The 21,936-nt window shown below is 63.1% G+C and carries 31 protein-coding genes; 23 read left to right on the top strand and 8 right to left on the bottom strand.

Annotated elements, in window-relative coordinates; all coding sequences use genetic code 11:
* Nucleotides 1-86 precede the first annotated feature (86 nt).
* The 8 genes from B8115_RS21135 to B8115_RS21170 all read left to right on the top strand — a co-directional run bounded on the left by B8115_RS21135 (nt 87) and on the right by B8115_RS21170 (nt 5,769).
* Nucleotides 87-578, top strand: coding sequence for a GNAT family N-acetyltransferase (locus tag B8115_RS21135; RefSeq protein ID WP_010629857.1), 492 nt, complete (start codon nt 87-89; stop codon nt 576-578).
* Nucleotides 579-650: 72 nt separating this feature from the next.
* Nucleotides 651-1,319, top strand: a complete 669-nt coding sequence (locus tag B8115_RS21140; RefSeq protein WP_010629858.1) for a dihydrofolate reductase family protein — start codon at nt 651-653, stop codon at nt 1,317-1,319.
* A gap of 138 nt (nt 1,320-1,457) precedes the next feature.
* The gene (locus B8115_RS21145; RefSeq protein ID WP_010629859.1) at nt 1,458-1,907 is read left to right on the top strand and encodes a hypothetical protein; all 450 of its coding nucleotides are present in this window, start codon (nt 1,458-1,460) and stop codon (nt 1,905-1,907) included.
* Between the two features lie 7 nt (nt 1,908-1,914).
* Nucleotides 1,915-2,391, top strand: a complete 477-nt coding sequence (locus B8115_RS21150) for a MarR family winged helix-turn-helix transcriptional regulator (RefSeq protein ID WP_010629860.1) — start codon at nt 1,915-1,917, stop codon at nt 2,389-2,391.
* Between the two features lie 150 nt (nt 2,392-2,541).
* Nucleotides 2,542-3,501: a DMT family transporter gene (locus B8115_RS21155; RefSeq protein ID WP_010629861.1), complete on the top strand. Its 960-nt coding sequence runs from the start codon at nt 2,542-2,544 to the stop codon at nt 3,499-3,501.
* A 198-nt stretch (nt 3,502-3,699) separates the two neighbouring features.
* Nucleotides 3,700-4,425, top strand: a complete 726-nt coding sequence (locus B8115_RS21160) for a glyoxalase (protein ID WP_010629863.1) — start codon at nt 3,700-3,702, stop codon at nt 4,423-4,425.
* Between the two features lie 51 nt (nt 4,426-4,476).
* Nucleotides 4,477-5,220, top strand: coding sequence for a carbon-nitrogen hydrolase family protein (locus B8115_RS21165; RefSeq protein WP_010629864.1), 744 nt, complete (start codon nt 4,477-4,479; stop codon nt 5,218-5,220).
* A gap of 48 nt (nt 5,221-5,268) precedes the next feature.
* Complete coding sequence (locus tag B8115_RS21170) at nt 5,269-5,769, top strand: arsinothricin resistance N-acetyltransferase ArsN1 family B (RefSeq protein WP_026038290.1); 501 nt, start codon at nt 5,269-5,271, stop codon at nt 5,767-5,769.
* A 29-nt stretch (nt 5,770-5,798) separates the two neighbouring features.
* On the opposite strand, the gene B8115_RS21175 is transcribed toward B8115_RS21170, so the two are convergent.
* On the bottom strand, nt 5,799-6,443 hold the full coding sequence (locus B8115_RS21175; protein ID WP_010629866.1) for an MBL fold metallo-hydrolase: 645 nt from the start codon (nt 6,441-6,443) through the stop codon (nt 5,799-5,801).
* 141 nt (nt 6,444-6,584) lie between these two features.
* Here B8115_RS21175 and B8115_RS21180 point away from each other — a divergent pair, with 141 nt between their 5' ends.
* From B8115_RS21180 to B8115_RS21190, 3 genes are all read left to right on the top strand, one after another.
* Nucleotides 6,585-7,184 (top strand): NAD(P)H-dependent oxidoreductase, encoded by a 600-nt coding sequence (locus tag B8115_RS21180; protein ID WP_010629867.1) that lies wholly within the window; start codon nt 6,585-6,587, stop codon nt 7,182-7,184.
* A 13-nt stretch (nt 7,185-7,197) separates the two neighbouring features.
* On the top strand, nt 7,198-8,160 hold the full coding sequence (locus tag B8115_RS21185) for a bile acid:sodium symporter (protein WP_010629868.1): 963 nt from the start codon (nt 7,198-7,200) through the stop codon (nt 8,158-8,160).
* Between the two features lie 102 nt (nt 8,161-8,262).
* Nucleotides 8,263-8,871: a cell wall hydrolase gene (locus tag B8115_RS21190; RefSeq protein WP_010629869.1), complete on the top strand. Its 609-nt coding sequence runs from the start codon at nt 8,263-8,265 to the stop codon at nt 8,869-8,871.
* Between the two features lie 8 nt (nt 8,872-8,879).
* Here B8115_RS21190 and B8115_RS21195 read toward each other — a convergent pair whose 3' ends face one another.
* On the bottom strand, nt 8,880-9,770 hold the full coding sequence (locus tag B8115_RS21195; protein WP_010629870.1) for a LysR substrate-binding domain-containing protein: 891 nt from the start codon (nt 9,768-9,770) through the stop codon (nt 8,880-8,882).
* 160 nt (nt 9,771-9,930) lie between these two features.
* Here B8115_RS21195 and B8115_RS21200 point away from each other — a divergent pair, with 160 nt between their 5' ends.
* Together B8115_RS21200 and B8115_RS21205 are read left to right on the top strand one after the other, a co-directional pair.
* Complete coding sequence (locus B8115_RS21200) at nt 9,931-10,263, top strand: hypothetical protein (RefSeq protein WP_010629871.1); 333 nt, start codon at nt 9,931-9,933, stop codon at nt 10,261-10,263.
* A gap of 73 nt (nt 10,264-10,336) precedes the next feature.
* On the top strand, nt 10,337-11,056 hold the full coding sequence (locus B8115_RS21205) for an SDR family oxidoreductase (RefSeq protein WP_010629872.1): 720 nt from the start codon (nt 10,337-10,339) through the stop codon (nt 11,054-11,056).
* A gap of 7 nt (nt 11,057-11,063) precedes the next feature.
* On the opposite strand, the gene B8115_RS21210 is transcribed toward B8115_RS21205, so the two are convergent.
* Nucleotides 11,064-11,963: an arylamine N-acetyltransferase gene (locus B8115_RS21210; RefSeq protein WP_010629873.1), complete on the bottom strand. Its 900-nt coding sequence runs from the start codon at nt 11,961-11,963 to the stop codon at nt 11,064-11,066.
* A 196-nt stretch (nt 11,964-12,159) separates the two neighbouring features.
* Between B8115_RS21210 and B8115_RS21215 the strand changes: the two genes are divergently transcribed.
* From B8115_RS21215 to B8115_RS21235, 5 genes are read left to right on the top strand one after another with little or no spacing between them, the layout of a single operon-like run.
* Nucleotides 12,160-12,501 carry a helix-turn-helix transcriptional regulator gene (locus tag B8115_RS21215; protein ID WP_010629874.1) on the top strand — a complete coding sequence of 114 codons (342 nt, stop codon included), beginning with the start codon at nt 12,160-12,162 and terminating at the stop codon, nt 12,499-12,501.
* Nucleotides 12,494-13,045, top strand: a complete 552-nt coding sequence (locus B8115_RS21220) for an SRPBCC family protein (RefSeq protein ID WP_010629875.1) — start codon at nt 12,494-12,496, stop codon at nt 13,043-13,045. The genes B8115_RS21215 and B8115_RS21220 overlap by 8 nt, the downstream gene beginning before the upstream one ends.
* A complete protein-coding gene (locus tag B8115_RS21225) occupies nt 13,018-13,413 on the top strand; it encodes a VOC family protein (RefSeq protein ID WP_010629876.1) in 396 nt (131 codons plus the stop codon). The genes B8115_RS21220 and B8115_RS21225 overlap by 28 nt, the downstream gene beginning before the upstream one ends.
* Before the next feature lie 13 nt (nt 13,414-13,426).
* Nucleotides 13,427-14,131, top strand: coding sequence for a DUF899 domain-containing protein (locus B8115_RS21230; RefSeq protein ID WP_010629877.1), 705 nt, complete (start codon nt 13,427-13,429; stop codon nt 14,129-14,131).
* A gap of 55 nt (nt 14,132-14,186) precedes the next feature.
* Nucleotides 14,187-14,882: an aspartate/glutamate racemase family protein gene (locus tag B8115_RS21235; RefSeq protein WP_010629878.1), complete on the top strand. Its 696-nt coding sequence runs from the start codon at nt 14,187-14,189 to the stop codon at nt 14,880-14,882.
* 150 nt (nt 14,883-15,032) lie between these two features.
* Here B8115_RS21235 and B8115_RS21240 read toward each other — a convergent pair whose 3' ends face one another.
* Nucleotides 15,033-15,236, bottom strand: coding sequence for a putative motility protein (locus B8115_RS21240; RefSeq protein WP_010629879.1), 204 nt, complete (start codon nt 15,234-15,236; stop codon nt 15,033-15,035).
* A gap of 111 nt (nt 15,237-15,347) precedes the next feature.
* Nucleotides 15,348-16,532: an MFS transporter gene (locus B8115_RS21245; RefSeq protein WP_010629880.1), complete on the bottom strand. Its 1,185-nt coding sequence runs from the start codon at nt 16,530-16,532 to the stop codon at nt 15,348-15,350.
* Nucleotides 16,533-16,693: 161 nt separating this feature from the next.
* On the opposite strand from B8115_RS21245, the gene B8115_RS21250 reads away from it, so the two are divergent.
* Genes B8115_RS21250 through B8115_RS21265 form a run of 4 tightly spaced genes read left to right on the top strand, consistent with a single transcriptional unit; the run spans nt 16,694 to nt 19,050 of the window.
* Complete coding sequence (locus B8115_RS21250) at nt 16,694-17,716, top strand: AraC family transcriptional regulator (protein WP_010629881.1); 1,023 nt, start codon at nt 16,694-16,696, stop codon at nt 17,714-17,716.
* Nucleotides 17,682-18,215: a GrpB family protein gene (locus B8115_RS21255; protein ID WP_010629882.1), complete on the top strand. Its 534-nt coding sequence runs from the start codon at nt 17,682-17,684 to the stop codon at nt 18,213-18,215. Before B8115_RS21250 ends, B8115_RS21255 begins: the two co-directional genes overlap by 35 nt.
* Nucleotides 18,216-18,266: 51 nt before the next feature.
* Nucleotides 18,267-18,584 carry a helix-turn-helix transcriptional regulator gene (locus B8115_RS21260; RefSeq protein WP_026038293.1) on the top strand — a complete coding sequence of 106 codons (318 nt, stop codon included), beginning with the start codon at nt 18,267-18,269 and terminating at the stop codon, nt 18,582-18,584.
* Nucleotides 18,577-19,050, top strand: coding sequence for an SRPBCC family protein (locus tag B8115_RS21265; RefSeq protein ID WP_010629884.1), 474 nt, complete (start codon nt 18,577-18,579; stop codon nt 19,048-19,050). The genes B8115_RS21260 and B8115_RS21265 overlap by 8 nt, the downstream gene beginning before the upstream one ends.
* Before the next feature lie 16 nt (nt 19,051-19,066).
* On the opposite strand, the gene B8115_RS21270 is transcribed toward B8115_RS21265, so the two are convergent.
* Nucleotides 19,067-19,504, bottom strand: a complete 438-nt coding sequence (locus B8115_RS21270) for an META domain-containing protein (RefSeq protein WP_010629885.1) — start codon at nt 19,502-19,504, stop codon at nt 19,067-19,069.
* Nucleotides 19,505-19,665: 161 nt separating this feature from the next.
* A complete protein-coding gene (locus tag B8115_RS21275; RefSeq protein WP_010629886.1) occupies nt 19,666-19,986 on the bottom strand; it encodes a DUF1330 domain-containing protein in 321 nt (106 codons plus the stop codon).
* Nucleotides 19,987-20,096: 110 nt separating this feature from the next.
* Between B8115_RS21275 and B8115_RS21280 the strand changes: the two genes are divergently transcribed.
* Nucleotides 20,097-20,912, top strand: coding sequence for a helix-turn-helix domain-containing protein (locus tag B8115_RS21280; RefSeq protein WP_026038294.1), 816 nt, complete (start codon nt 20,097-20,099; stop codon nt 20,910-20,912).
* Here B8115_RS21280 and B8115_RS21285 read toward each other — a convergent pair.
* On the bottom strand, nt 20,909-21,916 hold the full coding sequence (locus B8115_RS21285) for an NAD(P)-dependent alcohol dehydrogenase (RefSeq protein WP_010629888.1): 1,008 nt from the start codon (nt 21,914-21,916) through the stop codon (nt 20,909-20,911). The two genes, B8115_RS21280 and B8115_RS21285, sit on opposite strands and share 4 nt — an antisense overlap.
* Between the last annotated feature and the right edge of the window lie 20 nt (nt 21,917-21,936).

Below are 21,936 nucleotides of genomic sequence, written 5' to 3' on the forward strand. Positions count from 1 at the left end.
GGCCAAGCACGGCAGCGCCCTCACAGGGTGGCTCGCCGAAAGGCAGCCTACTCTGACTCAACACCATGTCGATGAGGTACTGGCTCATGAACGATTGGCGCATACGAGAGGCAACTCAGCACGACCTTCCTACCCTCGAGCGCATTCGGGCGGCAGCTTTCGCTCCTATCTTCGCCTCTTTTCGCGATCTACTGGGCGACTCGCTCTACGAGATCGTGCAGGCTCGTGAGGATGAGGAGCAATCCACACTACTGACTTCCCTGTTGGTGCCAGCCTCCCCGTGGCAGCTTCATGTTGCCGAAGGAGCCGAGGGTATCGTCGGCTTCGTTGCATTCCAACTGAACCGGGAAAGTCGGGTGGGTGAGATAGGTCTCAATGCGGTTGATCCAGTGCACTCAGGCCAGGGGGTCGGCACCCTTATGTACGAGTTCGCGCTATCGCGGATGAAAGCGGCCGGCATGCGTGCCGCCACGGTTGCAACTGGGGCTGACGAAAGCCATGCGCCGGCACGCCACGCTTACGAGAAAGTGGGCTTTTCGAAGACGATCCCCAGCGTTTGGATGTGTCGCGAGCTGTAGCTACCCGTCTGTCGATTCCCGAGCAGCTCGTTCGAATACTGGCTGAACAATCAAATCACGAGGAATCAGCACATGCGTAAAGTGATCGTTGGCGCGATGGTTTCCCTGGACGGCGTCATGCAGGCACCCGGCGGGCCGCAGGAAGATCCGACCGGCGGTTTTCGCTACGGCGGCTGGGTGGCACCACTGGTGGATGAAGTATTCGGCGAGGAGATCGACAAGCTGTTCGGTCAGCCCTTCGATCTGCTGCTCGGGCGCAAGACCTACGACATCTTCGCCGCCCACTGGCCCTATGCCGAGGAAGGACCGGACGACTCCATTGCCAAGACCTTCAACTCGATTACCAAGTACGTGGCGACCCGAAAAGGCCTGGATCTGACCTGGAAAGACTCAGTGGCACTGCGCGATGCAGCCACCGATGTTGCCAGGCTGAGGCAGGAGGAAGGACCGGCGCTCGTCACCCAGGGCAGCACCGAACTGGTTCACACCCTGCTTGCCAACGATCTCGTCGATGAACTCAAGCTGTTCATCTGCCCCGTGGTACTGGGGAAAGGCAAGAAGCTGTTCGACGATGGCACAGCGCCAGCGGCATTCAAGCTCGCCGCCCAGCGGGTTTCGCCCAACGGCATCGTGATTGCCCAGTATGAGCGTGAAAGTGCAGTGCAAACCGGTGACTTCGCCATGGACCCGCCCACGGAGGCAGAAGTGGCGCGGCGCGAGAAGCTGCAGCGGGAGGGCTAAAACAGCCCCACCCTGCGCATCGTCATGTCGCCAATCCTCGGAAAGGTATTTTGATGATAAAAATATCTTTACGATAAAATATTTCGATGATTAAACTATCTCCACCGATGTCGTTCCTGGACCGTGGAGACACCCCTCATGATCATCGTTCTCGCTCTAGCCACTGCGCTGGCCCTCATCCGGCTGGGCGGTGGCGCGTACGAGTATTCCGTCATCGACCCAGCCTGGCCCAAGCGTCCTGAGCTCATCCAACCCGACCGCGGTGGTGTATCGCGCAAGCGATTCTGGATTCCCGCTCACCTCTCCTTCGAGCTGCTGCTCTTGGCTTCGCTGGTGTTGGCATGGGCGCATCCCTCGGTGCGTCTGTTGCTGCTGATCGCTCTGTTGAGCCACGTGGCGATGCGGGCCTGGTCTGCGCTCGACTTCATCCCGCGAGCTCTCGCCTTCGAGCGCGCCGATCCGGCCACGGTCGAGCAGCACGAGGCGCAACGCTGGGTGCAGCGCAGCCTCTTGAGACTGCCGTTCGACCTCGCCACCTGTGCGGCCTTGCTGGGCGCTCTCATCGTCGCAGCACGTCTTGGAGGATAAGGCGCTCATGTCCGACACGATCAACGAGTCAAAACAGAGGCTGCTGGATGCGCTTGGCGAGCGGGTCAGAAAGCTGGGAGCACAGAGCGTGCTGACGAGCCACGTGGTGGCCGACCGTTTCGGTCTGCATACGACGGACCTGGAGGTCCTGGACCTCTTGACCATGGAAGGCCGCGCCTTGGCCGGGGATATCGCACGCGCAACCGGCCTCACGCCGGGAGCCACTACCGCCCTCATCGATCGGCTCGAGAAGGCCGGTTACGTTAAGCGCGAAGCTGACGAGCGCGACAGGCGGCGCACGGTGGTCGTGGTCCAGCAAGACGCCATCGAGCCGATAGCACGCGTATACGGCCCGATGCAGCAACGCATGTTCGCTCTCTGGTCCGAGTACAGCGAGGACGAGCTGCGTCTCATCACTGACTTCCTCGCACGTAGTACGACGCTCGCAGCCACTTGCGCTGCGGATATTCCAGAGAAACCCTGAAATACGAAAGGGAGTGATGAACGGCCCTACTGCCACCACCCACCCTGCCGGATCGGCACGCAGTCGGCTATTTAACTTCCAGCGCAAGAAGCGGAGTTCCCTCGTCGCCTTGATGCCCTAGGTTGCTTCATTACCAACCGGAGTACAGCGATGAAGACGATCGATCGAAGCATGGGACTCACGCAGTGGGTGTTGTTGCTGACCTTGTCGGTACTGTGGGGCGGCTCCTTCTTTTTCGTCGGGGTGGCGGTCGCGGAGCTGGGGCCACTCACCATCGTGGCCCTGCGCGTGGGGCTGGCGGCGCTGGCGCTGCACGCGCTGATTCTGCTGCTGGGCCAGCGCATGCCGCGCGACCCGCGGCTGTGGATGGCCTTCTTCGGCATGGGCCTGCTCAACAACATGATTCCCTTCAGCCTGATCGCCTGGGGTCAGGGGCATATCGCCAGCGGCCTGGCGTCGATTCTCAATGCCACCACGCCCTTCTTCACCATCGTCGTGGCGCATTTCCTGACCCGCGACGAGCCTCTCACCCCGGCGCGCCTTGCGGGCGTGGCAATCGGTTTTGCCGGCGTGGTGTACATGCTGGGCGCCGATGTTCATGAAGGTGCCACCCGCCACTCGTGGGCACAGCTTGCGGTGCTGGCTGGCGCGCTCTCCTATGCTTTTGCCGGGGTGTTCGGGCGGCGCTTTGGTGCACTGGCCTGCTCGCCTCTGGTTGCTGCCTGTGGGCAGGTCACGGCATCGGCGCTGGTACTCTTACCCTTGGCGCTGCTGGTGGAGCGCTTCTGGCAGCAGCCGTGGCCGGGGCTGGACACCTGGGCGGCGGTGTTAGGTCTGGCGCTGTTTTCCACCACGCTGGCCTACCTGATCTATTTCCGCCTGCTGGCAAGCGCAGGAGCGACCAACCTGCTGCTGGTCACGTTCCTGATTCCGGCCAGCGCCATCTTGCTGGGTATCTTCGTGCTGGGCGAGCGGCTGGAGTGGCGCCATCTGGCCGGAATGGGGTTGATCGGGCTTGGGCTTGCGGTCATCGACGGCAGGCCGTTGTGGTGGTTTCGAAAAATGGCTTACGCTTACCGGAAAGCCAGGCGAGAGGGAGCGGGCCGATGAAGCTGTGTGCCGTGCAGTACGCCTCGACAACGGGCGATATCGAAGGGAACGTGGCACGCCACACCGAGTTCATCGAACTGGCGGCCTGAGCGACACCCATGAGATCGTGATCGGCGTGGGGCTGCCGCTGGTCACCTCGACGCAACCACTGACAGCTACTGGTTGAGAGAGGGCGCACTCAGAGGTAAAGATACCAATATGATTGAGGAAGCCATTAAACCAAATGAAGCCACAGTACCACTACTCCCATGTATCTCAGCAGAGAACACATTGGAGTTTTTCCAAGCTCTCGGATTCGAAGTAACTTGGAAACAAACCAAGCCCTATCTCTACTTGGCGTTCAAGATGAGCGGGTTTGAATTGCATTTCAAGAATCCACCGGATGGGCTTGATCCTACTCAGGAAAGAAGCGGTGGTTGTCTGATCATGGTGGATTCTGTAGCACCGTATCATGCGGCTTTTTCACAGGCCATGCGGGCAGCATATGGCAAAGTACTGTCAAAAGGATGCCCTAGGATAACACGCTACCGTAAGGGCGCCTCTCGGTTTTCTCTGATTGATCCCTCGGGAAATACGATCATCTTCATTCGCCGCGACGAGCCGGCAGAGCTGGAATATGGTGGTTCCAAAAATCTCAAGGGGCTAGCAAAATCTCTTGATGGCGCTCGAATCTATCGCGAGTACAAGAACGATGATCAAGCCGCAGTTAGAGTCATCACATCCGCATTGCGTAGGCACGGAGAGCAGGCATCGCCACTAGAAAGAGCAATAGCCTATGCCAATTTAGTAGAACTTTGCATCGCTCTCGAATGGCCTGATAAAAAAGAAGAGTGGCTAGGAAAGCTTCGTGCAACTCCGTTGACCGCAGCCGAAAAAGAGCGTATCGAAGCTGAAGTAGGCAACTCGAATCTGTTTGGAGAATGACTGCCCCAAATGCATTACTCTTAGCGCAGGGCCGCGAGAAGGAGCGAACCGATGAAGCTGTGTGCCGTGCAGTACGCCTCGACAACGGGCGATATCGAAGGGAACGTGGCACGCCACACCGAGTTCATCGAACTGGCGGCAGCGCACGATGCCGAGCTGATTTTCTTCCCCGAGCTCTCGCTGACCGGCTACGAGCCGACGCTGGCCAAGGGACTTGCCACCCACCCGGAAGACCCGCGGCTGGAGGTGTTCCAGCGCCTGAGCGACACCCATGAGATCGTGATCGGCGTGGGGCTGCCGCTGGTCACCTCGACGAAACCGCAGATAGGCATGGTGGTGTTTCAGCCCCATTCGGGGCGTCAGGCCTACGCCAAGCAGCGGCTGCACGACGACGAACTGCCCTACTTCTCCTCCGGCGAGAAGCCGATGGTGATCGAAACCCGCGAGCACCGTCTGGCCCTGGCAATCTGCTACGAGTCGCTGCAGCCCGATCATGTCGCCACGGCGGCCAGCCTAGGGGCGGACGTCTACCTGGCCAGCGTGGCCAAGTTCGCACCGGGCATGGACGAGGCGCATGCCTACTACGCCACCTTCACACGCTCTCACGCCATGACGATTCTGATGGCCAACTGTGTGGGGCCGTGCGACGGTGGTTCCGGCGGGGGCCGCTCGGCGGCCTGGATCGACCGCGGCAAGCGTGTCGCTAGCCTGGACGGCGAACAGGAAGCCATGCTGATGCTCGACACGGCCACGCTCACCGCCCAGGTGCTCAGCCTGGCGGCGCCGGCGGCCTGACCCTGGCTGCCCCCGGCTGACCATAGAGATAGAGAGATGCCATCCACCATGGAAGTTACCCTTCGTCCTGCTGAAGCCAGCGATGCGGCCACCATTACCGCGATCTACAACCCCTTTATTGCCAACACCTGCATCACCTTCGAGGTGGAGCCTATCCCGCCCCAGGAGATGGCTCGGAGAATCACCGAGACCCAGGCTGCCCGGCTTCCGTGGCTGGTGGCAGAGGTGGAAGGAAAGGTAATTGGCTACGCCTACGCCTCGAGCTGGAAGGGTCGCTGCGCCTATGGCGGTTCGGTGGAAGCGACGATTTATCTGGACCCGAGCGTGACGGGCAAGGGAGTCGGGCGCCGGCTTTACTCAGCGCTGATCGATGAGCTTCGCCAGCGCCCCCTGCATACCGTGGTGGGTGGCATCGCACTGCCCAACGCCGCCAGTATCGCCTTGCATGAGGCGCTTGGGTTCGAGAAAGTCGCTCAATTCCGCGAGATTGGCTACAAGCAAGATCGATGGATCGATGTCGGGTACTGGCAGTTGCTCCTGGGGCAGTGAGCCAGCCTCTTTCCCGATAATACGCCCTCTCAACCCAGCAGCCGCGCCAGGGCGCCATCGACATGGCGTTTCCAGTCCTCTGGTGTCGTTTCCTCAAAACCCGTATCCCCGGCGAAGGCACTGCCGAACACCACGTCCGGCTCGAGTTCGCGCAGCAGCCTCAGGCTCTCGGCCAGCTGTTCGCGATCCTTTTCATCGTTGTGACCGGGAATGAAGCCGGCGTGCCAATCGCCCTTCTCGCCACGGTAGAGGGTGTCTCCGGTGAACAGGTAGCGCTTGCCGTGAGGTGAGTGCACCAGGAAGCAAGTGCTTCCCGGGCTGTGGCCCGGAGTGGGGATTACCTCGACGTTGCCCAGGTGCATCTCGCGCCGCTCGAACAGAATGTCAGGCGTGCGATAGCGGGCAAACTCGTCCCGCTCGGCGCGGTGGCCGCCCAGCTTGGCTCCGAATCGCTGGTGGATGGTCTTGAGCGTTTCCCCCAGCTCGTCCTGATGGCTCAGGTACTGGTAGGCCACACCGCCCAGCTCCGCCATTTCATCGATCTCATGCTGATAGCCGGTGTTATAGAAAAGCACATTGCCCTCGTCCCGGGTCAGCAGATAGGCGTGAACGGTCAGTCCGGGAAAGGGACTCTCCATTTCGGTTTCCCAAATATCCGCTTGAACGCGCTGCATGATTCGCTCCTTTGCGTGGTTACACAGCTGAAGCGTAAAACCTCAAGTAAAATTGAGGTCAAGATGATAGGCGCAATAACAGCCAAGCCAAGAGCGATCTGCTACGCTCCGGTTTTCCTGCCGATTTCATGAGGGAAATCGATGCACTGCCTCGTGGTTAAAGCGCACCCACTCGCGGAAAGTCTTTGTGCTTCGCTGACGACTCATGTTGTCGAGGCGCTCGAGCGAGCGGGACATGCCGTGCAAGTCGAAGACCTCTACGCACGAGGGTTCACCCCCGCTCTGACGATTGAGGAGCGCCGCAGCTACTTCGACGATTACGAGCGGCAGTTGGTGAATGCCGAAATCGAGCGGTTACTTGCGGCCGAGGCCATAGTTCTGCTCTTTCCCACTTGGTGGTTCGGCTTTCCCGCTATCCTCAAGGGCTGGTTCGATCGCGTTTGGGCCCCAGGCGTGGCCTACGATCATGCCGACGATTACGGCCCTATCACACCCCGCCTACATCGGCTGCGCCACATGCTGGTGGTGACTTCTCTAGGCTCGCCCTGGTGGGTCGACAAGCTGGTGCTGTGGCAGCCTGTCAAGCGTGTATTGAAAACGGCCATCGTTCGAACATGCGCTCCTAACTGCCGCCTCAAGGTACTGTCTCTATACAAGAGCGAGAGACTCACCACCGATCAGGTCAGCCGATTCAAAAAGCGCATCGATGAGGCGCTTCGACATTGGCCCAACCCAAACTGACAAGGCAGTCGCTTTGACCCGTCAGACGCTCGAGAAGTATCAGGTCCTGGTCTATCTGGCGTTCATCGCCATGGGCCTGGCGCTGGGTAGCGCTTTGCCGCAGCGGGTCGGGGTGCTGGAAGCGCTGCTATGGCCTTTGCTGGGGGCGCTGCTCTACGTGACCTTCACCCAGGTGCCGCTCATGCAGTTGCGCGCCGCCTGGCGCGACACGCGCTTTCTGGCCGCGGCGGTGGTCGGCAACTTCGTCCTGCTGCCGCTCGTCGCTTGGGGGTTGGCAAGCCTGTTCGTCACCGAGCCGGCGGTACGCCTCGGCCTGTTGCTGGTGCTGCTGGTGCCGTGCACCGACTGGTTCATCACTTTCTCTCACTTGGGCGGCGGTAAGGCGCAGTACGCCATCGCCTTCGCCCCGGTGAGCCTGTTGTTGCAGCTTGCGCTGCTGCCTCTCTACCTCTGGCTGTTCGTGGATGAAAGCCTGCGCCTCGCCCTGGTGCAGCGTGAGCTGCTGCTGGCATTTGCCGGGCTGATTCTGCTGCCCTTGCTGCTGGCCTTCATCACCGAGAAGTGGGCCCAGGGCCATCTCAAGCGCGCAGCCGGCATCGAGCGGCTGGGATGGCTGCCGGTGCCGCTACTGGCGCTGGTGGTGTTCAGTATTGCTGCCACTCAAGTGAATGTCGTTGCCGGTTCCTTGCCGCTGCTCGGCGGGCTGCTGCTCACCTTCATCGGCTTTCTGCTGCTGGCGGCCGCCCTGGCTCGGCTGCTGGCATCCTTGTGGAAGCTCCCTACCGCCCAGGGGCGGGTGCTAGCCTTCAGCCTGGGCACACGCAACTCCTTCGTGGTGCTTCCCTTGGCCCTTTCCCTGCCCGCCTCCTACGAGCTGGCCGTAGTCGTCGTCGTGTTCCAGTCACTGGTAGAGCTCATCGGTATGGCGTTCTTCCTGTGGTGGGTGCCACGCCGCCTGTTCCCTGCCGTAGGATGAAAACCATACGGTGGCGTTGGTAGGGCAGTACATCCGGACCGCTATACTCGTTACGTAATCTCTTCACTTCGCGAACCATAACGACACAATAAAGGTTCCTCCATGCGCCTTCCGCTGCTGGCCGGCTGGCTTTCTCTGGCGCTGCCCATCTCGGCCGTGCTGGCCGATACTGCGGTGCAGGCAGAAGAAGCCGTACGCAAGGCCGAGGTACTGGAGCAGGTCGTGGCGCCTGATGTGGAAGTCCGCAAGCCGGTAGAGCCGCTCGAGGAGCAGGAGGCGCAGGTCATCGATCCGGTGGGCAGCGACCCGTTGGAAGAGCCGCTTACCTGCCTGGCGCGTAGCATCTATTGGGAAGCCAAGGGAGTACAAGGCCGCGACATGGAGTCGGTCGCCAACGTGGTGATCAACCGGCTTGCCAGCGAGGAATTTCCCAACACAGTCTGCGAGGTGGTGAAGCAGGGCTCGGAGCAGAGCCCATGCCAGTTCTCGTGGTGGTGCGATGGTCGCCCCGATGAGGTGGTGGAGGGCGATGCCTATGAAGTGGCCAAGGAAGTGGCGCGCCAGGCGCTGAACCGGGAGCTGCCCGACCACACCGACGGCGCACTCTATTTTCACGACCGCACGGTACACCCCCACTGGGCCAACGAGTTTCTGCTGACTGTCGAAACCGAGGCTTTCCTCTTTTATCGCCCCAACGATACGGTGCAGTGAGTCGCGCCTCAGAGCTTCTGAAAGGCCGCCATGACCTGCCCTGCCAGCGTTTCGCATGCCTGATCGGCGCCGGGCCGTCTTACCATCGCCAGCTGATATTCACCCAGTGGCGGCAGCAGGCCGGGATCGATGCGCTTGAGCGGCGGTCGCACCAGGCTCAGCGGAAACGGTGCCACCGCCAGGTCGGCGAGCATGGCCGCCTCCTGGCCGGCGCAGTGCTCGCAGGAGTAGGCGATGCGGTAGCTCAAGCCGGCCCGGTCCAGGGCTTCGAGGGCCATGCCCCGCCAAGCGCAGCCGGAGTGGGCCAGCGCCACCGGTAGCGGCGAGCGCTGCGCGGCAAGCCCGCCTTCCCGTCCCGCCCACACCAGCGGTTCGCTGTGCACGATCTCGCCGCGTATTTCCTGCCCCGGGTTGCCGGCGGTCACCAAAATCAGATCGAGCTCTCCGGCTTCCAGTCGGGCCAGCATCTCACGGCTGCTGCCCACCACCACGTCGACCTGAACCGCCGGGTGCGAGCGGGCGAATTGCGCCAGCACACCGGGCAGGATGCGCGTGCCCACGTCATCGGTGGTGCCGAAGCCCAGCCGCCCCGACACGCTGGGTGCGAGGAACTGCGTCACCGCCTCCTCGTTGAGCTTGAGCAGGCGCCGCCCATAGCCGAGTAGCGTTTCTCCCTCGGGCGTGAGGCGTACCTGGCGGGCCTCACGGACGAACAGGGCATGGCCAAGCGTCTCCTCGAGGCGCTTGATTTGCATGCTGAGCGCTGAGGGCGTGCGAAACACCTGGCGCGCGGCCCGGGTGAAGCTGCCGCATTCGGCAATCGCCACGAAGGTACGCAGCACGTCGGTATCGAGCAGCGGCAGCGGCGAATGCAGGGCAGTGGAAGGCAGTTGGGTCATGGCGCCACCTTTCAATTTATCTTAAAGGAGACTCTAGTCTTTTTCGTTGGATTGATCCAATCGCAAGCGCGACACTGTCCTGCAAGAGGTCGCGACCCTCCACTCACTTTCAAGCTAGATCACGGCAGCCAGCCTGTGGCGGCCCGTGAGGAGGTGCGACATGAGTCAGTACGAACCGCTTCATCATCAGCCCAAGCCGACGCAAGCCAAGCATTCTACGCCGCCGCCCGAGCCGGACTTCTACATGCCGGCCATGCCGCCTCTAGGGCTGATCCATACCATCGAGACCCGGATTCACCGCTACCTGCGTCGACGGCGGTTTCGCCAGCGCTATCTGCCGCTGCTGGCCCACGACGACCACATGCTCGACGACATGAACCATCGGCGCGACGACATCCTGTGGGCCTCGCGCCTGCCGCTGAAGGAGGACGCCGAGCAGGCCCTGGCCGAGCGTCGCGCGCAGCGCAAGACAGCACTCGGTAGCCTTTGCTGAGCCCAGCGCTTGACCTCAGCTGCGCTTGAGGTCGTAGGGTGCGGGCAACGTCAGCACAACGAGGAGCGGCACTATGAACGTGATGATCGTGGGCGCGAGCCAGGGCCTGGGGCGGGCTTTCATCGAAGGGCTTGGCAATAACGGCGACCGTTTGATCGGCGTATCGCGCCGCATGCCGGAGCCATTGCCGGTACGCACCGGGCTCGAGATCGACTGGATCGAGGCCGACCTGGCCTCCCCCGAGCGGGCGGCCGCCACGCTGGCCGAAGCCGTGGAAGCGCAGGGGCTCGACGTGCTGGTCTACAACCTGGGGCTGTGGGAAAGCCGAGCCTTCGAGCCCGACTACCGCTTCCTGGACGACAGCCCGGCAGAGATCCAGCGAATCGTCACGGTCAACGTCAGCGGTGCCATTCTGCTGATCCAGGCACTGCTCCCCGTGCTGCTGCGCTCCCGTGCGCCGCGTATCGTACTCACCGGCTCGACCTCCGCCCTGCCCGGCCACGGCCGGCCGGAGGTCGCTTTCGGCGCCACCAAGCATGCCCTGCGCGGCATCGCCGAGGCGCTGCGCGAGGGGTTTCGCGAACAGCGCCTAGCGGTAACCTGCCTGCAGCTCGGCTATCTCAATACCGAGGACGACCTGAGCGTGCCGCTCGAGCGTGCAGCCTGCCGCGGCGACGGCGAGCTCATTCCCATGCACGACGTGGTGCAGTTGGTGCGCACTCTGCTGGCGCTGTCGCCCAGCGCCTACGTCAAGGTGGTGGTGGTGCCGGCAATCGCCGATAACCGGTTCTAGCGAGCCCTCAGGTGCCGAGCTGCTCCCCTTCGGAGGTGGTCTCGACGAGCGTCTCGGCTCGTTGCAACAGCGCGCGCTCCTGCTCAGGCGCCAGCTTGAGACCGAAGCGCTGGCGCAGCACGTCGGGCAGCGCATCGGCTTCAATCCGCTGCAGCTCCGGCTCCCGGCCCGGGCGGAAGATCTTCAGCTCGAGATCGGTGAGCGCAAGCCGAACCTCAGCGCCGTTGTGCTGAGCCACGATGCGCCGCACGAATGGCGATTCGGGATGGCGAGAAGCCAGATAGTTGTATTCGCCGGAGTCGGCGCGATAGCAGGGTTCGTCACTGAACTGATAGATGTTGAACCACTCACCGAGGCGCTTATGACGCAGCAGCCAATACCCCAGCGGCGAGCGCTCCAGGCGATACTCCCAGGGGCCATGACTCACCTCGCGGTCCGCCTCGAGCCGGATCGGCTCACGCGGCCCGACATTGCCGACGCCGACATCGACCATCCAGTCGTGGCCCGCCACTTTCACCACCAGCATGGTATGGCCGAGAGGAGTGACGACGCTCGCATCCTCGCCCATCAGCATTCTCGCGTTGCGCCCCGCGACCTCGAAGCCGAGCCGATCCAGCACCGTGGCGAACAGCGTGTTGTGCTCATGGCAATAGCCGCCACGCCGGCGTCGTACCAGCTTGTCCTGGAGGCTTTCCAGGTCGATGCGAATTTCGCCACCGGTGACGATCTCGAGATTCTCGAACGGCACCGCGGCGAGGTGCGACTGCTGCAGCCCCTTCAATGTCTCCAGGCTGGGCGTCAAGGAGCCACGGTAGCCGATACGCGCCAGGTAGGCGTCGAGGTCGAGCGCCGACGTCTCCCACTGGGTCGATTCATGAAGGGGTTGGGTATTCCTTACAGCCTGCATGGCGTCTCTCCTTTGCGTTCAAAAATAACTTATCTCGTAGAGCAACCTTGTAGCGCAGGCTAATACCTCAAGTTAGCTTCAGGTAAAGCGGAGAAGTTTCAATCGCCCTGATAGCTTCAGGACATTCAACCAAGGAGTTGACAATTTCTCCTGCCAAGGCTATATCAACCATATGGTTGAATATAACGAAGCACACTTGGATCAGATCTTCCATGCTCTGGCCGACCCAACCCGCCGCCTGCTGCTCGAGCGGCTGGCGATGGGTGAGCGCAAGGTCGGCGAGCTGGCCGAACCGTTCCCCATCTCGCTGGCTGCCGTTTCCAAGCACGTTCGCGTGCTGGAGCAGGCGGGGCTGGTGGAACGCCGTATCGAAGGGCGCGCCCACTACTGCCGGCTGCGCCCGGAGCCGCTGGCGGCGGCAGAGCAGTGGCTAAGCTTCTACGAAGGCTTCTGGAGCCAGCGGCTGAACGCGCTGGAAACGGCGCTGCAGGCCGCCCCGGATGGTAAATCGACGAAGGAGAAGAGGCAGGATGGATGACATCGACTACGGCGAGCGGATTGCCGAAGAGAGCGTCCGCTTCGAGCGCCTGCTGCCGGGGCCCATCGAACGGGTCTGGGCCTTCCTCACCGAATCGGGCAAGCGTGCCCAGTGGCTCGCCCCCGGCGCCATGGAGCCGCGGGCCGGCAGTTCCTTTGCTCTACACTTCCACAATACCGAGCTGACACCCGACAGAACGCCGCCCACCGAACGCCTTCGTCAGTACGACGGCAGCTTCACGACGCAACACCAGGTGCTGCGCTGCGAACCGCCCCATCTGCTTGTCTGGACCTGGGGCGGCGGCAACGAGGCCCCTTCGGAGGTGATCTTCGAACTCAGCGAGGCAGGCGAGCAGGTGCGCTTGGTCGTCACCCACCGGCACCTCGCCGATGACGGCACCATGGTCAACGTGGCTGGTGGCTGGCATTCCCACCTGGGCATCTTGGCCAACGTGCTGCACGGTCAACCGCCTGCCCCATTCTGGCCCACCTTCGAGCACCTGGAGGAGGAGTACCGATGCCGCATCACATCACCCCGCAGCTGATGTTCGAAGGCGATACCGAACAGGCCATGCGCTTCTACGTCTCGCTGTTCGACGATGCCGAGGTCGTCCGGCTCGAACACTACGGCCCCGAGGAGCCGGGCAGGGAAGGCAGCATCAAGCAGGCCGAGTTCACCTTGGCCGGGCGACGCTATACCTGCATCGACAGCCACATCAAACACCCCTTCACCTTTACGCCTTCGATATCGCTGTTCGTCGAGTGCGAGAGTGCCGAGGAATTCGAGCGCCTCCATCGAGCCCTGGCGGATGGCGGCGAGACGCTGATGCCGCCCGGCGACTACGGCTTCAGCACCCGCTTCGCCTGGCTCAACGACCGCTTCGGCGTCTCCTGGCAACTCAATCTGGCTTGAGGAGCAATACTCCATGACGACCTCACCCTTGCCTCCCATTGTCTCCGAAGCGGAGTGGCGCAGCGCGCTGAACGAACAGATCGCTCGCGAAAAGGCCCATACACGTGAGCGCGACAGGCTCAATGCCGCGCGGCGCCGTTTGCCGATGACCGAGGTGCGCGCCGATTACGTCTTCGAAAGGCCACAGGGAGAGACCACCCTGCTCGACCTGTTCGAGGGGCGCCGTCAGTTGATCGTCTATCACTTCATGTTCGGGCCCGAGTGGGAGGCCGGCTGCGACGGCTGCTCCTGGGTGGTGGACGCCATGACTCACCCCGCCCACCTCAACGCCCGCGATACCACCCTGGTACTGGTCTCCCGGGCGCCGCTGGAAAAGCTCCAGCGTTACCAGGCGCGCATGGGCTGGCAGCACCCAACGTGGGTCTCGTCGCTTAACGGCAGCTTCAATCAGGACATGGGCGTGACCAGCTGCAACTGCCATGCGCCGGATACCGACCGCGGCGAGCGGCATGGCATCAGCGTCTTCCTGCGCGACGGCGAGCGGGTCTTTCGCACCTACTTCAGCGGCAAGCGCGGCGTGGAGTACCTGGGCAGCCTGTGGACCTACCTGGACCTGACGCCTTATGGCCGCCAGGAAAGCTGGGAAGAGTCCCCACCCGGCTGGCCGCAGACGCCACCCTACGTATGGAACCGGCGTCACGACGAGTACGAAACCTGAGCTAGCGGCGTAGCAACTGATATGGAATAACGACAACCAGAGGGAACGCATGACCATGAAGACCATCGGCCTACTCGGCGGCATGAGCTGGGAATCCACCGTCAGCTACTACCGTGCGCTCAACGAAGGAGTGAAAGCCGCCCTGGGCGGGTTTCACTCGGCCAAGCTGTGTCTCTACAGCGTCGACTTCGCCGAGATCGAACGGCTGCAGCATGCCGACGACTGGGACGCCACCGCCGAGATCCTGAGCCGGGCCGCGCGCAGCGTGGAAGCCGCAGGGGCGGATTTCCTGCTGATCGGCACCAACACCATGCACAAGGTAGCGCCGGAGATCGAGGCCTCGATCACGATTCCATTGCTGCATATCGCAGATGCCACGGCACAGCGCCTGGCCGCCGATGGCATTCGCCGCGTCGGCCTGCTCGGCACCCGCTTCACCATGGAGCAGGACTTCTACAAGGGGCGCATCGCCGAAGGCTTCGGCATCGAGGTACTGGTGCCCGACGCAGCTCAGCGCGACCTCGTGCATGAGGTGATCTATCACGAGCTGTGTCTGGGACAGGTGAAGGAGAACTCGCGCCAGCGTTATCTGGAGATCATCGAATCGCTACGCGAGCAGGGAGCCGAAGCGGTGATCCTCGGCTGCACCGAAATCGCCCTGCTGGTACAGCAGAGCGATACCGCGGTACCGCTCTACGACACCACGGCCATTCACGCCGAAGAAGCAGTGAAGTGGGCGTTGGAAAAATGAGGGAAGGAAAAGTTAGCGTACAGAAAGTCGACGAGCGAAGATCAGACAAGGCAAAAATCAGCGAAAAGACGGAGTTTACAGGTTGTAAATGAGTACTTTGAGCTGATTTATAACGCCGTATGGCCAAGCGCAGAAATTTTGCGGCCAAGACTAGGCGTAGGTATTGATCTGGGTACCCACCATCCCATCGTTGGCCAACTGCGGCTCTACCGAAGCCGAAGCCATCAGCGCCTGGACCTGATCCTTCTGCATGTCCAGCGCTTCCTTATAGACCTCGAGCTGTACCTGCTGGGCGGCTTGGACCTGCTGCATGACCAGAGCCTGGCCCACGATGGTATTGACGGCAGAATCCATGTCACCTGCTCCTTTTGTTGGTTCTTCTATCTTCCCACGCTAACAGCTGAGGGAAGCGATGGCAAAAACGCAGCCCGCCGAAGCGGGCTGCGCACTTCAATCAGGCGGCGTTCAGGTCGAGGCGCTAGCCAGCGGTCGTGTCCTTACGCCCATCAGAATCATCAGCGCGGCCAGCAGAAGTACCGCGGCGCTGGCGGCGAACACGTTGAGCGCTCCACCCAGATCGAAGATCAGCCCGCCTACGGCAGCGCCGGTGGCAATCGCCAGGTTGATGGCGGCCACCAGCAGGCCGCTGGCGCTCTCGGCCTCGTCCGGCACCGTGCGGGTGAGCCAAGTCGACCACGCCACCGGGATGGCGCCGAAGGCCAGCCCCCACACCGCCACCAGCGCGGCATCGGTGACCGGCGTGCTTTCCAGCAGCACCAGTGAGAGACCGAGCGTGCCCATCAGCAGCGGCATCAAGAGCATGGTCAGCCGCAGGCTGCGCTCGACCATCCAGCCACCCAGATAGTTGCCGAGGAAGTTGGCCACGCCGAAACCGAGCAGGATGGTGGCCACACCGCTCACACCGACGCCGGTCACCGTTTCGAGGAACGGACGAATATAGGTGAAGAAGGCGAAGTGACCGGTGAAGACCAGGGCCGCGGCCAGCATGCCCAGGCCGACTCGTGGCCGCATCAGCACATCGAACAGGGTACGCAGGCGGGTCATGCCGCTGGGCGCCATACGCGGCAGGGTGAGGAACTGCACGATCAGCGCCAGCACGCCCAGCATTGCCGCCATGCGGAACACGTCGCGCCAACCGAGCAGATCGCCGAAGTAGCTACCCAGCGGCGCCGCGGCGATGGTCGCAGCGGAAACGCCGCTGAACATGATCGACAGCCCCCGCGGCACCAGATCCTCAGGCACCAGGCGCATCATGGTGGCGATCGACATGGTCCAGAAGCCGCCCAGCGCCATCCCCAGCAGCACGCGCCCGATCAGCAGTACCGCCAGGTTGGGGGCAAACGCCACCAGCAGGTTCGAGGCCACCAGCAGCATGGAGAACCCCAACAGCACATGGCGCCTGTCGATTCGCCGGGTCGCTGTCGAGATCAGCAGGCTGGTGAGCAGCGCCACCGCTGCGGTGACCGTCACCGCCTGGCCCGCCATGCCTTCGGTAATACCCAGATCCGCCGCCATGGGTGTCAGCAGGCTGGCGGGCAGGAATTCCGCCGTCACCAGCCCAAACACACCGAGGGCCATCGAGATAACCGCCCCCCAGGCGGGCCGTGCCCGCGGTGCCAGCTCGTTCATTCTCGTTCTCCTTTCCTAGAGAAGCTTTCGTCAGGAACGAGAAGACTAGAGCGAGCGGGCCGGACGATCTATGCTAGAAGCTCTCGAATAATTGATCGTTCATCCGAATCGACATGAGCGGTACGCTTGGCAGTTGCGCAAACACGGTGAGGGGGTGCGAGATGCCGAAACCGGAACTACCCAACGACCTGGTCAGTGAGCTGCTGCTCGGCATGCGCCTGCGCGGCATCGCCTATCGCCGCATTCAGCTTTCACCCCCCATGGGGGTAGAGTTCGGGCAGGTAGAAGGCTGGGCGCAGTTCCACTTCGTGGCCCGCGGCCCCGTCTACCTGCGCAGCCCCAGCGGCAACGTCCACACCCTGGCCAGCGGCGATGCGCTCTTGCTGCCACGCGGCGGCCTGCATGCCCTGCTCTCCACCCCCGACCAGCCGGCCCAGGACGTCACCGCCTTCGAAAGCGCCAGGCTGTGCGAGGCGGTCAGCGCGATTCGCGCCTGCCCGAAGGACTGCACCCTCGACGGCGCCCTGACCTTCAGCGGCTGCATGGAGTTCGATCTGGGCAGCATGCATGCCCTGGTCTCGCTGATGCCCGAAGTGATGTACGTCGGCACCCTGCTCGAGCGCCAGCCCGAGATCCTACCCATGCTCGAGGCAATGGAGCGCGAGGCGAAGAGCGAGCGTGCGGGTTATGCCGCCATTCTGGCGCGGCTCGCCGATGTGATGGCGGCCTTCATCGTGCGCGGCTGGGTGGAGTGCGGCTGTGGCGATGCCACCGGCTGGATCGAGGCGCTACGCGACCCGCGCCTGGGGCGCGTCATCGCCGCCCTGCACCGTGAGCCGGGGCGCAACTGGACGGTGGCAGAGCTTGCTGCCGAAATGGGCAGCTCGCGTTCGGTATTCGCCGAGCGCTTCCTGGCGGTGACGGGCATGACGCCACATCGTTACGTGACCGAGCTGCGCATGCGCCTGGCGGCCCAGTGGATCGGCCGCGAGCGCCAACCCATCGAAACCGTCGCCTACCGCCTGGGCTACGGCAGTACCGCGGCCTTCAGCCGCGCCTTCAAGCGCATTCATGGCCACCCGCCCGGCGCCCTGCGTCATCAGCGCGAGCCCGCTACCATCACACAATCCTCCGCTTCCGGGAGCCCTCATGAACGAAGCCCAGTCGCTGCAGCAGGCCATTGACGAGCCGGTGCGCCTGGCGGAGTACGACCCCGCTTGGCCGGCACGTTTCGACGCCGAGCGCAGCCGCCTGCGGGAGCGCTTCCCCGCCGAGCTGATCGAGGTGCAGCATATCGGCAGTACCGCCATCCCCGGCATGCCGGCCAAGCCCATCATCGACGTCATGGCCGGGGTCGCCTCCATGGCCATGGCCGACGCCCTATTCCAACCGCTGCTCGAACACGGCTACGTCACCTCGGTGGAGTTCAACGCCAGCCTGACCGACCGCCGCTGGTTCATGCGTCACGCCGACGGCCACCGTACCCACCATCTGCATGTGGTGGTGCACGACGGCGAACTATGGCGCCAACGGCTCGCCTTTCGCGATGCGCTGCGTGCCAACCCAGCGCAGGCTGAGCGCTACGCCGCCCTCAAGCGCGAACTGGCTTCGCGTCACGGCACGGATCGCGAAACCTACACCCGGGCCAAGGGCGAGTTCGTGCGCTCGATTGTTTCCTCCTGACTTCTTGACATGCAACCAAATGGTTGCCTTAATAATTCCATGCCCAATGACATGAATGACGTTTTCAAGGCCCTTGCCGACCCCTGCCGTCGCGAGCTACTCGACCGTCTGTACGAGGACAATGGGCAAACCCTCGGCGAGCTGTGCGAGCGCATGGCCATGACCCGGCAAGGCGTCACCAAACACCTGGCACTGCTGGAAGCAGCGAAACTGGTCGTGGTCGTGTGGCGCGGCCGGGAGAAGCTGCACTACCTGAATCCGGCGCCGATCCAGCAGATTCACGAACGCTGGATCGGGAAGTTCGAACGTCACCGGTTGGAGGCGCTGGAAACACTGAAAAGAGCCCTGGAGGATTCTCAAGATGGATAAGCCCGAGTTCGTTTACGTCACCTACATCGACACCACCCCGGACAAGGTGTGGGAAGCACTGACCAACGGCGAGTTCACCCGCCAGTACTGGGGCGGTCGCAGTATCACCTCGGACTGGCAGGTCGGCTCGACGGTCAAGCACCTCAAGCCGGACGGTTCTCTCGACTGGGCAGGTGAAGTGCTGGAAGCCGACCCACCTAGGCGCCTCTCGTACACCTTCGACCCGTCTAGCGAGATGGCAGGACAGAAAGGCGAACAGGCAGCTCAGCCCCAGGCTGAAAAGCCTTCACGGGTCACCTTCGAGATCGAGGAGTACATGGGCAAGGTTCGCCTGACGCTGACTCATAACCAGTTCGAGCCGGGCAGCAAGGTGCTGCAAGGTATCAGCGTGGGCTGGCCCGCCATACTCTCCAGCCTGAAATCCTTGCTGGAAAAAGGCGAGCCTCTGTTCCCGGACTGGAGTTGAGGGCACTCTCCGCTGATCAGTTGAGATGCACCGCTTCGAAGTGCGCCACGGCAGCGCCAGACGCATCGCGCAGGGTCAGCGTCTGGCCTTCGATCTGCCAGGTCGTGGTCACCTCCAGCGCGGCCAAGAAGGCCTGCTCGGTCTCGCCGCCTTGCAGGCAGGCCATGCGCGTGGTGATCAGGGGGCCGAAGTGAAGGGCGTCGTTTTCCAGCCGATAGTTGCCCGCCAGGTGGTTGCATCCGGTGGAACCCGCCACGCGGTTCTCCTCGGTGTGCAGCACGAAGTGCGCCTCGCGCTGGTTGTCCACCGCCTGGGGCGTCGCATCGCCGACCTGGGTCAGCTTCCAGTAGGTATTCACCAGCGGCTCGTCGTGCCTCATCTCCCCCTCCGGGGCGGTACAGCCCATCAGCACAATGGCCAGCGAACCCAACAAGATGGCAAAGCGCTTTTTCATTCTCGTTCCTTCATCAAGCTTCCTCGACTCCCGCCGCTAACGCAGCGGGCTCCATGTGCCGTAATGTCGGAAAAGCCGCGGCGAATAGCCAGCCTGAATTACGCAGATATCGGGGATTTCGCGCCCTCGGTCACAAGGCCAGCTGACACCGTCTGGAGTATCTAACCAAGGATGTCGATGCCGCGATGCCCTTCCTCGACGCCCTCCACCAGAATGACGTCGCCCACGGCGTTGGCGGTGCGCAGCGGCAGGATGCGCCGGTAGGCCTCGGAGCGATACCAGGCCCGGGCCTGCTCCAGGCTGGGGAAGCCGAGCATGATCGTATCGCCCCGCCAGTTGCCCTCCAGCACCTCGGTGTTGCCGCCGTGGATCAGGTAGCGGCCGCCGTAAGGTGTGAGGGTGGCATCGATCTTCTCCAGGTACTCGACGATCTCGGGGCCCATGGTGACGTCCTGCAGGCGGGCGATGGCGTAGGCGGTCATGGCGTTGCTCCAGCGGTGGGTTTGCCTCGACAGCTTCACCCCGCTAGCGCGGCCTGGCGATTACCTGCGAGGTAATAGCCAGGCATATCGCTTGGCGCTAATCTGGCTTTATGGACACGAACTCCCCTACCCCCGGGCAGCTGTTGAAGGAGTGGCGTCAGCGGCGGCGGCTGAGCCAGCTCGCGCTCGCCACTGAGGCCGACGTCTCCCAGCGCCACCTCAGCTTCGTCGAATCCGGACGGGCCACGCCCAGTCGGGAGATGCTGCTGCGTCTGGCAGAACAGTTGGGCGTTCCCCTGCGCGAGCGCAACCGGCTGCTGCTCGCCGCCGGTTTCGCTCCGGCCTTCGGCGAGCGCGGTATCGATGCTCCCGAGCTGGGTGCGGTACGCGACGTGATCGAACGGCTACTGGCGAGCCATGCCCCCTACCCGGCGCTGGCCGTCGATCGCCACTGGCACCTGCTGCTGGCCAACCGCCCGCTCGAAGCGCTGCTCGACGGCATCGACGCCGCGCTGCTGAAGCCCCCGGTCAACGTGCTGCGGCTTACGCTGCATCCTCGCGGGCTCGCGCCGCGCATTCGCAACATCCGCGAATGGCGCAGCCATATCCTCGAGCGCCTGGCACGTCAGGCCGAGACGACCGCCGACCCGGCGTTGGCTTCGCTCGGCGAGGAGCTGAAGGGTTACCCGGTACCGGTAGGCGCTCGCCCTCACCTAGCCAGCGCATCATCGCGCCACGGCGGCATCGTCGTGCCACTGGAGCTGGCCCTGCCGGATGGCCGCGTGCTGTCGCTGCTGAGTACCACCACGGTATTCGGCACCCCGCTCGACATAACCCTGGAAGAGCTCGCCATCGAGTCGTTCTTCCCGGCGGACGCGGCCACCCAGGAGGCGCTGCAGCAGTTGGCAGCCGCCTCAGCTGGTTAGAAGGTCAGGCAGATCTTGCCAAAGTGACGTCCCGACTCCTCGTGACGGAAGGCGTCGGCGATCTCTTCCAGAGAAAAACGACTGTCGATGATCGGGCGCACGCCGCAGGCCTCGATGCCGCGCACCATCTCCTGCTGATGAATGCGGCTGCCGACGATCAGCCCCTGCAGGCGCGCCTGCTTGGCCATCAGCTTGACGGTGGGCACCTCACCGCCGCGCCCGGTCAGGATGCCGATCAGGGCGATATGACCGCCGATGCGCACGGCGTCGATGGATTGTGGCAGGGTGCCGGGGCCGCCCACCTCGATCACGTGGTCGACGCCCTGGCCGCCGGTCAGCGCCTGGACCTTCTTGCCCCACTCCGGCTCGGCCTTGTAGTTGATGGTGTGATCGGCGCCGAGCGTCTTGAGCGTTTCGATCTTCTCGTCGGAGGACGAGGTGGAGATCACCCGCGCGCCCATGGCCTTGGCAAATTGCAGGGCGAAGATGGAAACGCCACCGGTGCCCAGGGTGAGCACCGTATCGCCGGCCTTGAGATTGCCGTCCACCACCAGTGCCCGCCAGGCGGTGAGCCCCGCGGTGGTCAGGGTAGCGGCCTCTTCGTGGCTGTAACCCTTGGGCGCGTGGGTAAACCAGGTGGCCGGACGAACGACCTGCTCGCGAGCGTAGCCGTCGATGCCGTCGCCGGGCGTGGTCTTGAAGTCCGCCACTCGGGCCGGGCCATCGAGCCAGTAGGGGAAGAAGGTGGAGACCACCGCATCGCCCACGGCAAACTCCTCGACGCCCTCACCCACCGCCTCGACCACGCCCGCCCCGTCGGACATGGGAATGCGGCCATCTTCGGTGGGGATCATTCCGGCGACCACGGCATAGTCGTGGAAGTTGAGCGAGCTGGCATGGATCCGCACGCGGATCTCCCCCGGCCCCGGCTCTCCCGGCGCCTCGCATTCGACGACTTGCAGTTGGTCCAGCCCGCCGGGGCTCTTCAAGGTAACGACCTTCATGACAGACTCCTTAGCCATTC

The sequence above is a fragment of the Halomonas sp. KM-1 genome, from assembly GCF_000246875.1.
Classification (GTDB): domain Bacteria; phylum Pseudomonadota; class Gammaproteobacteria; order Pseudomonadales; family Halomonadaceae; genus Halomonas; species Halomonas aerodenitrificans.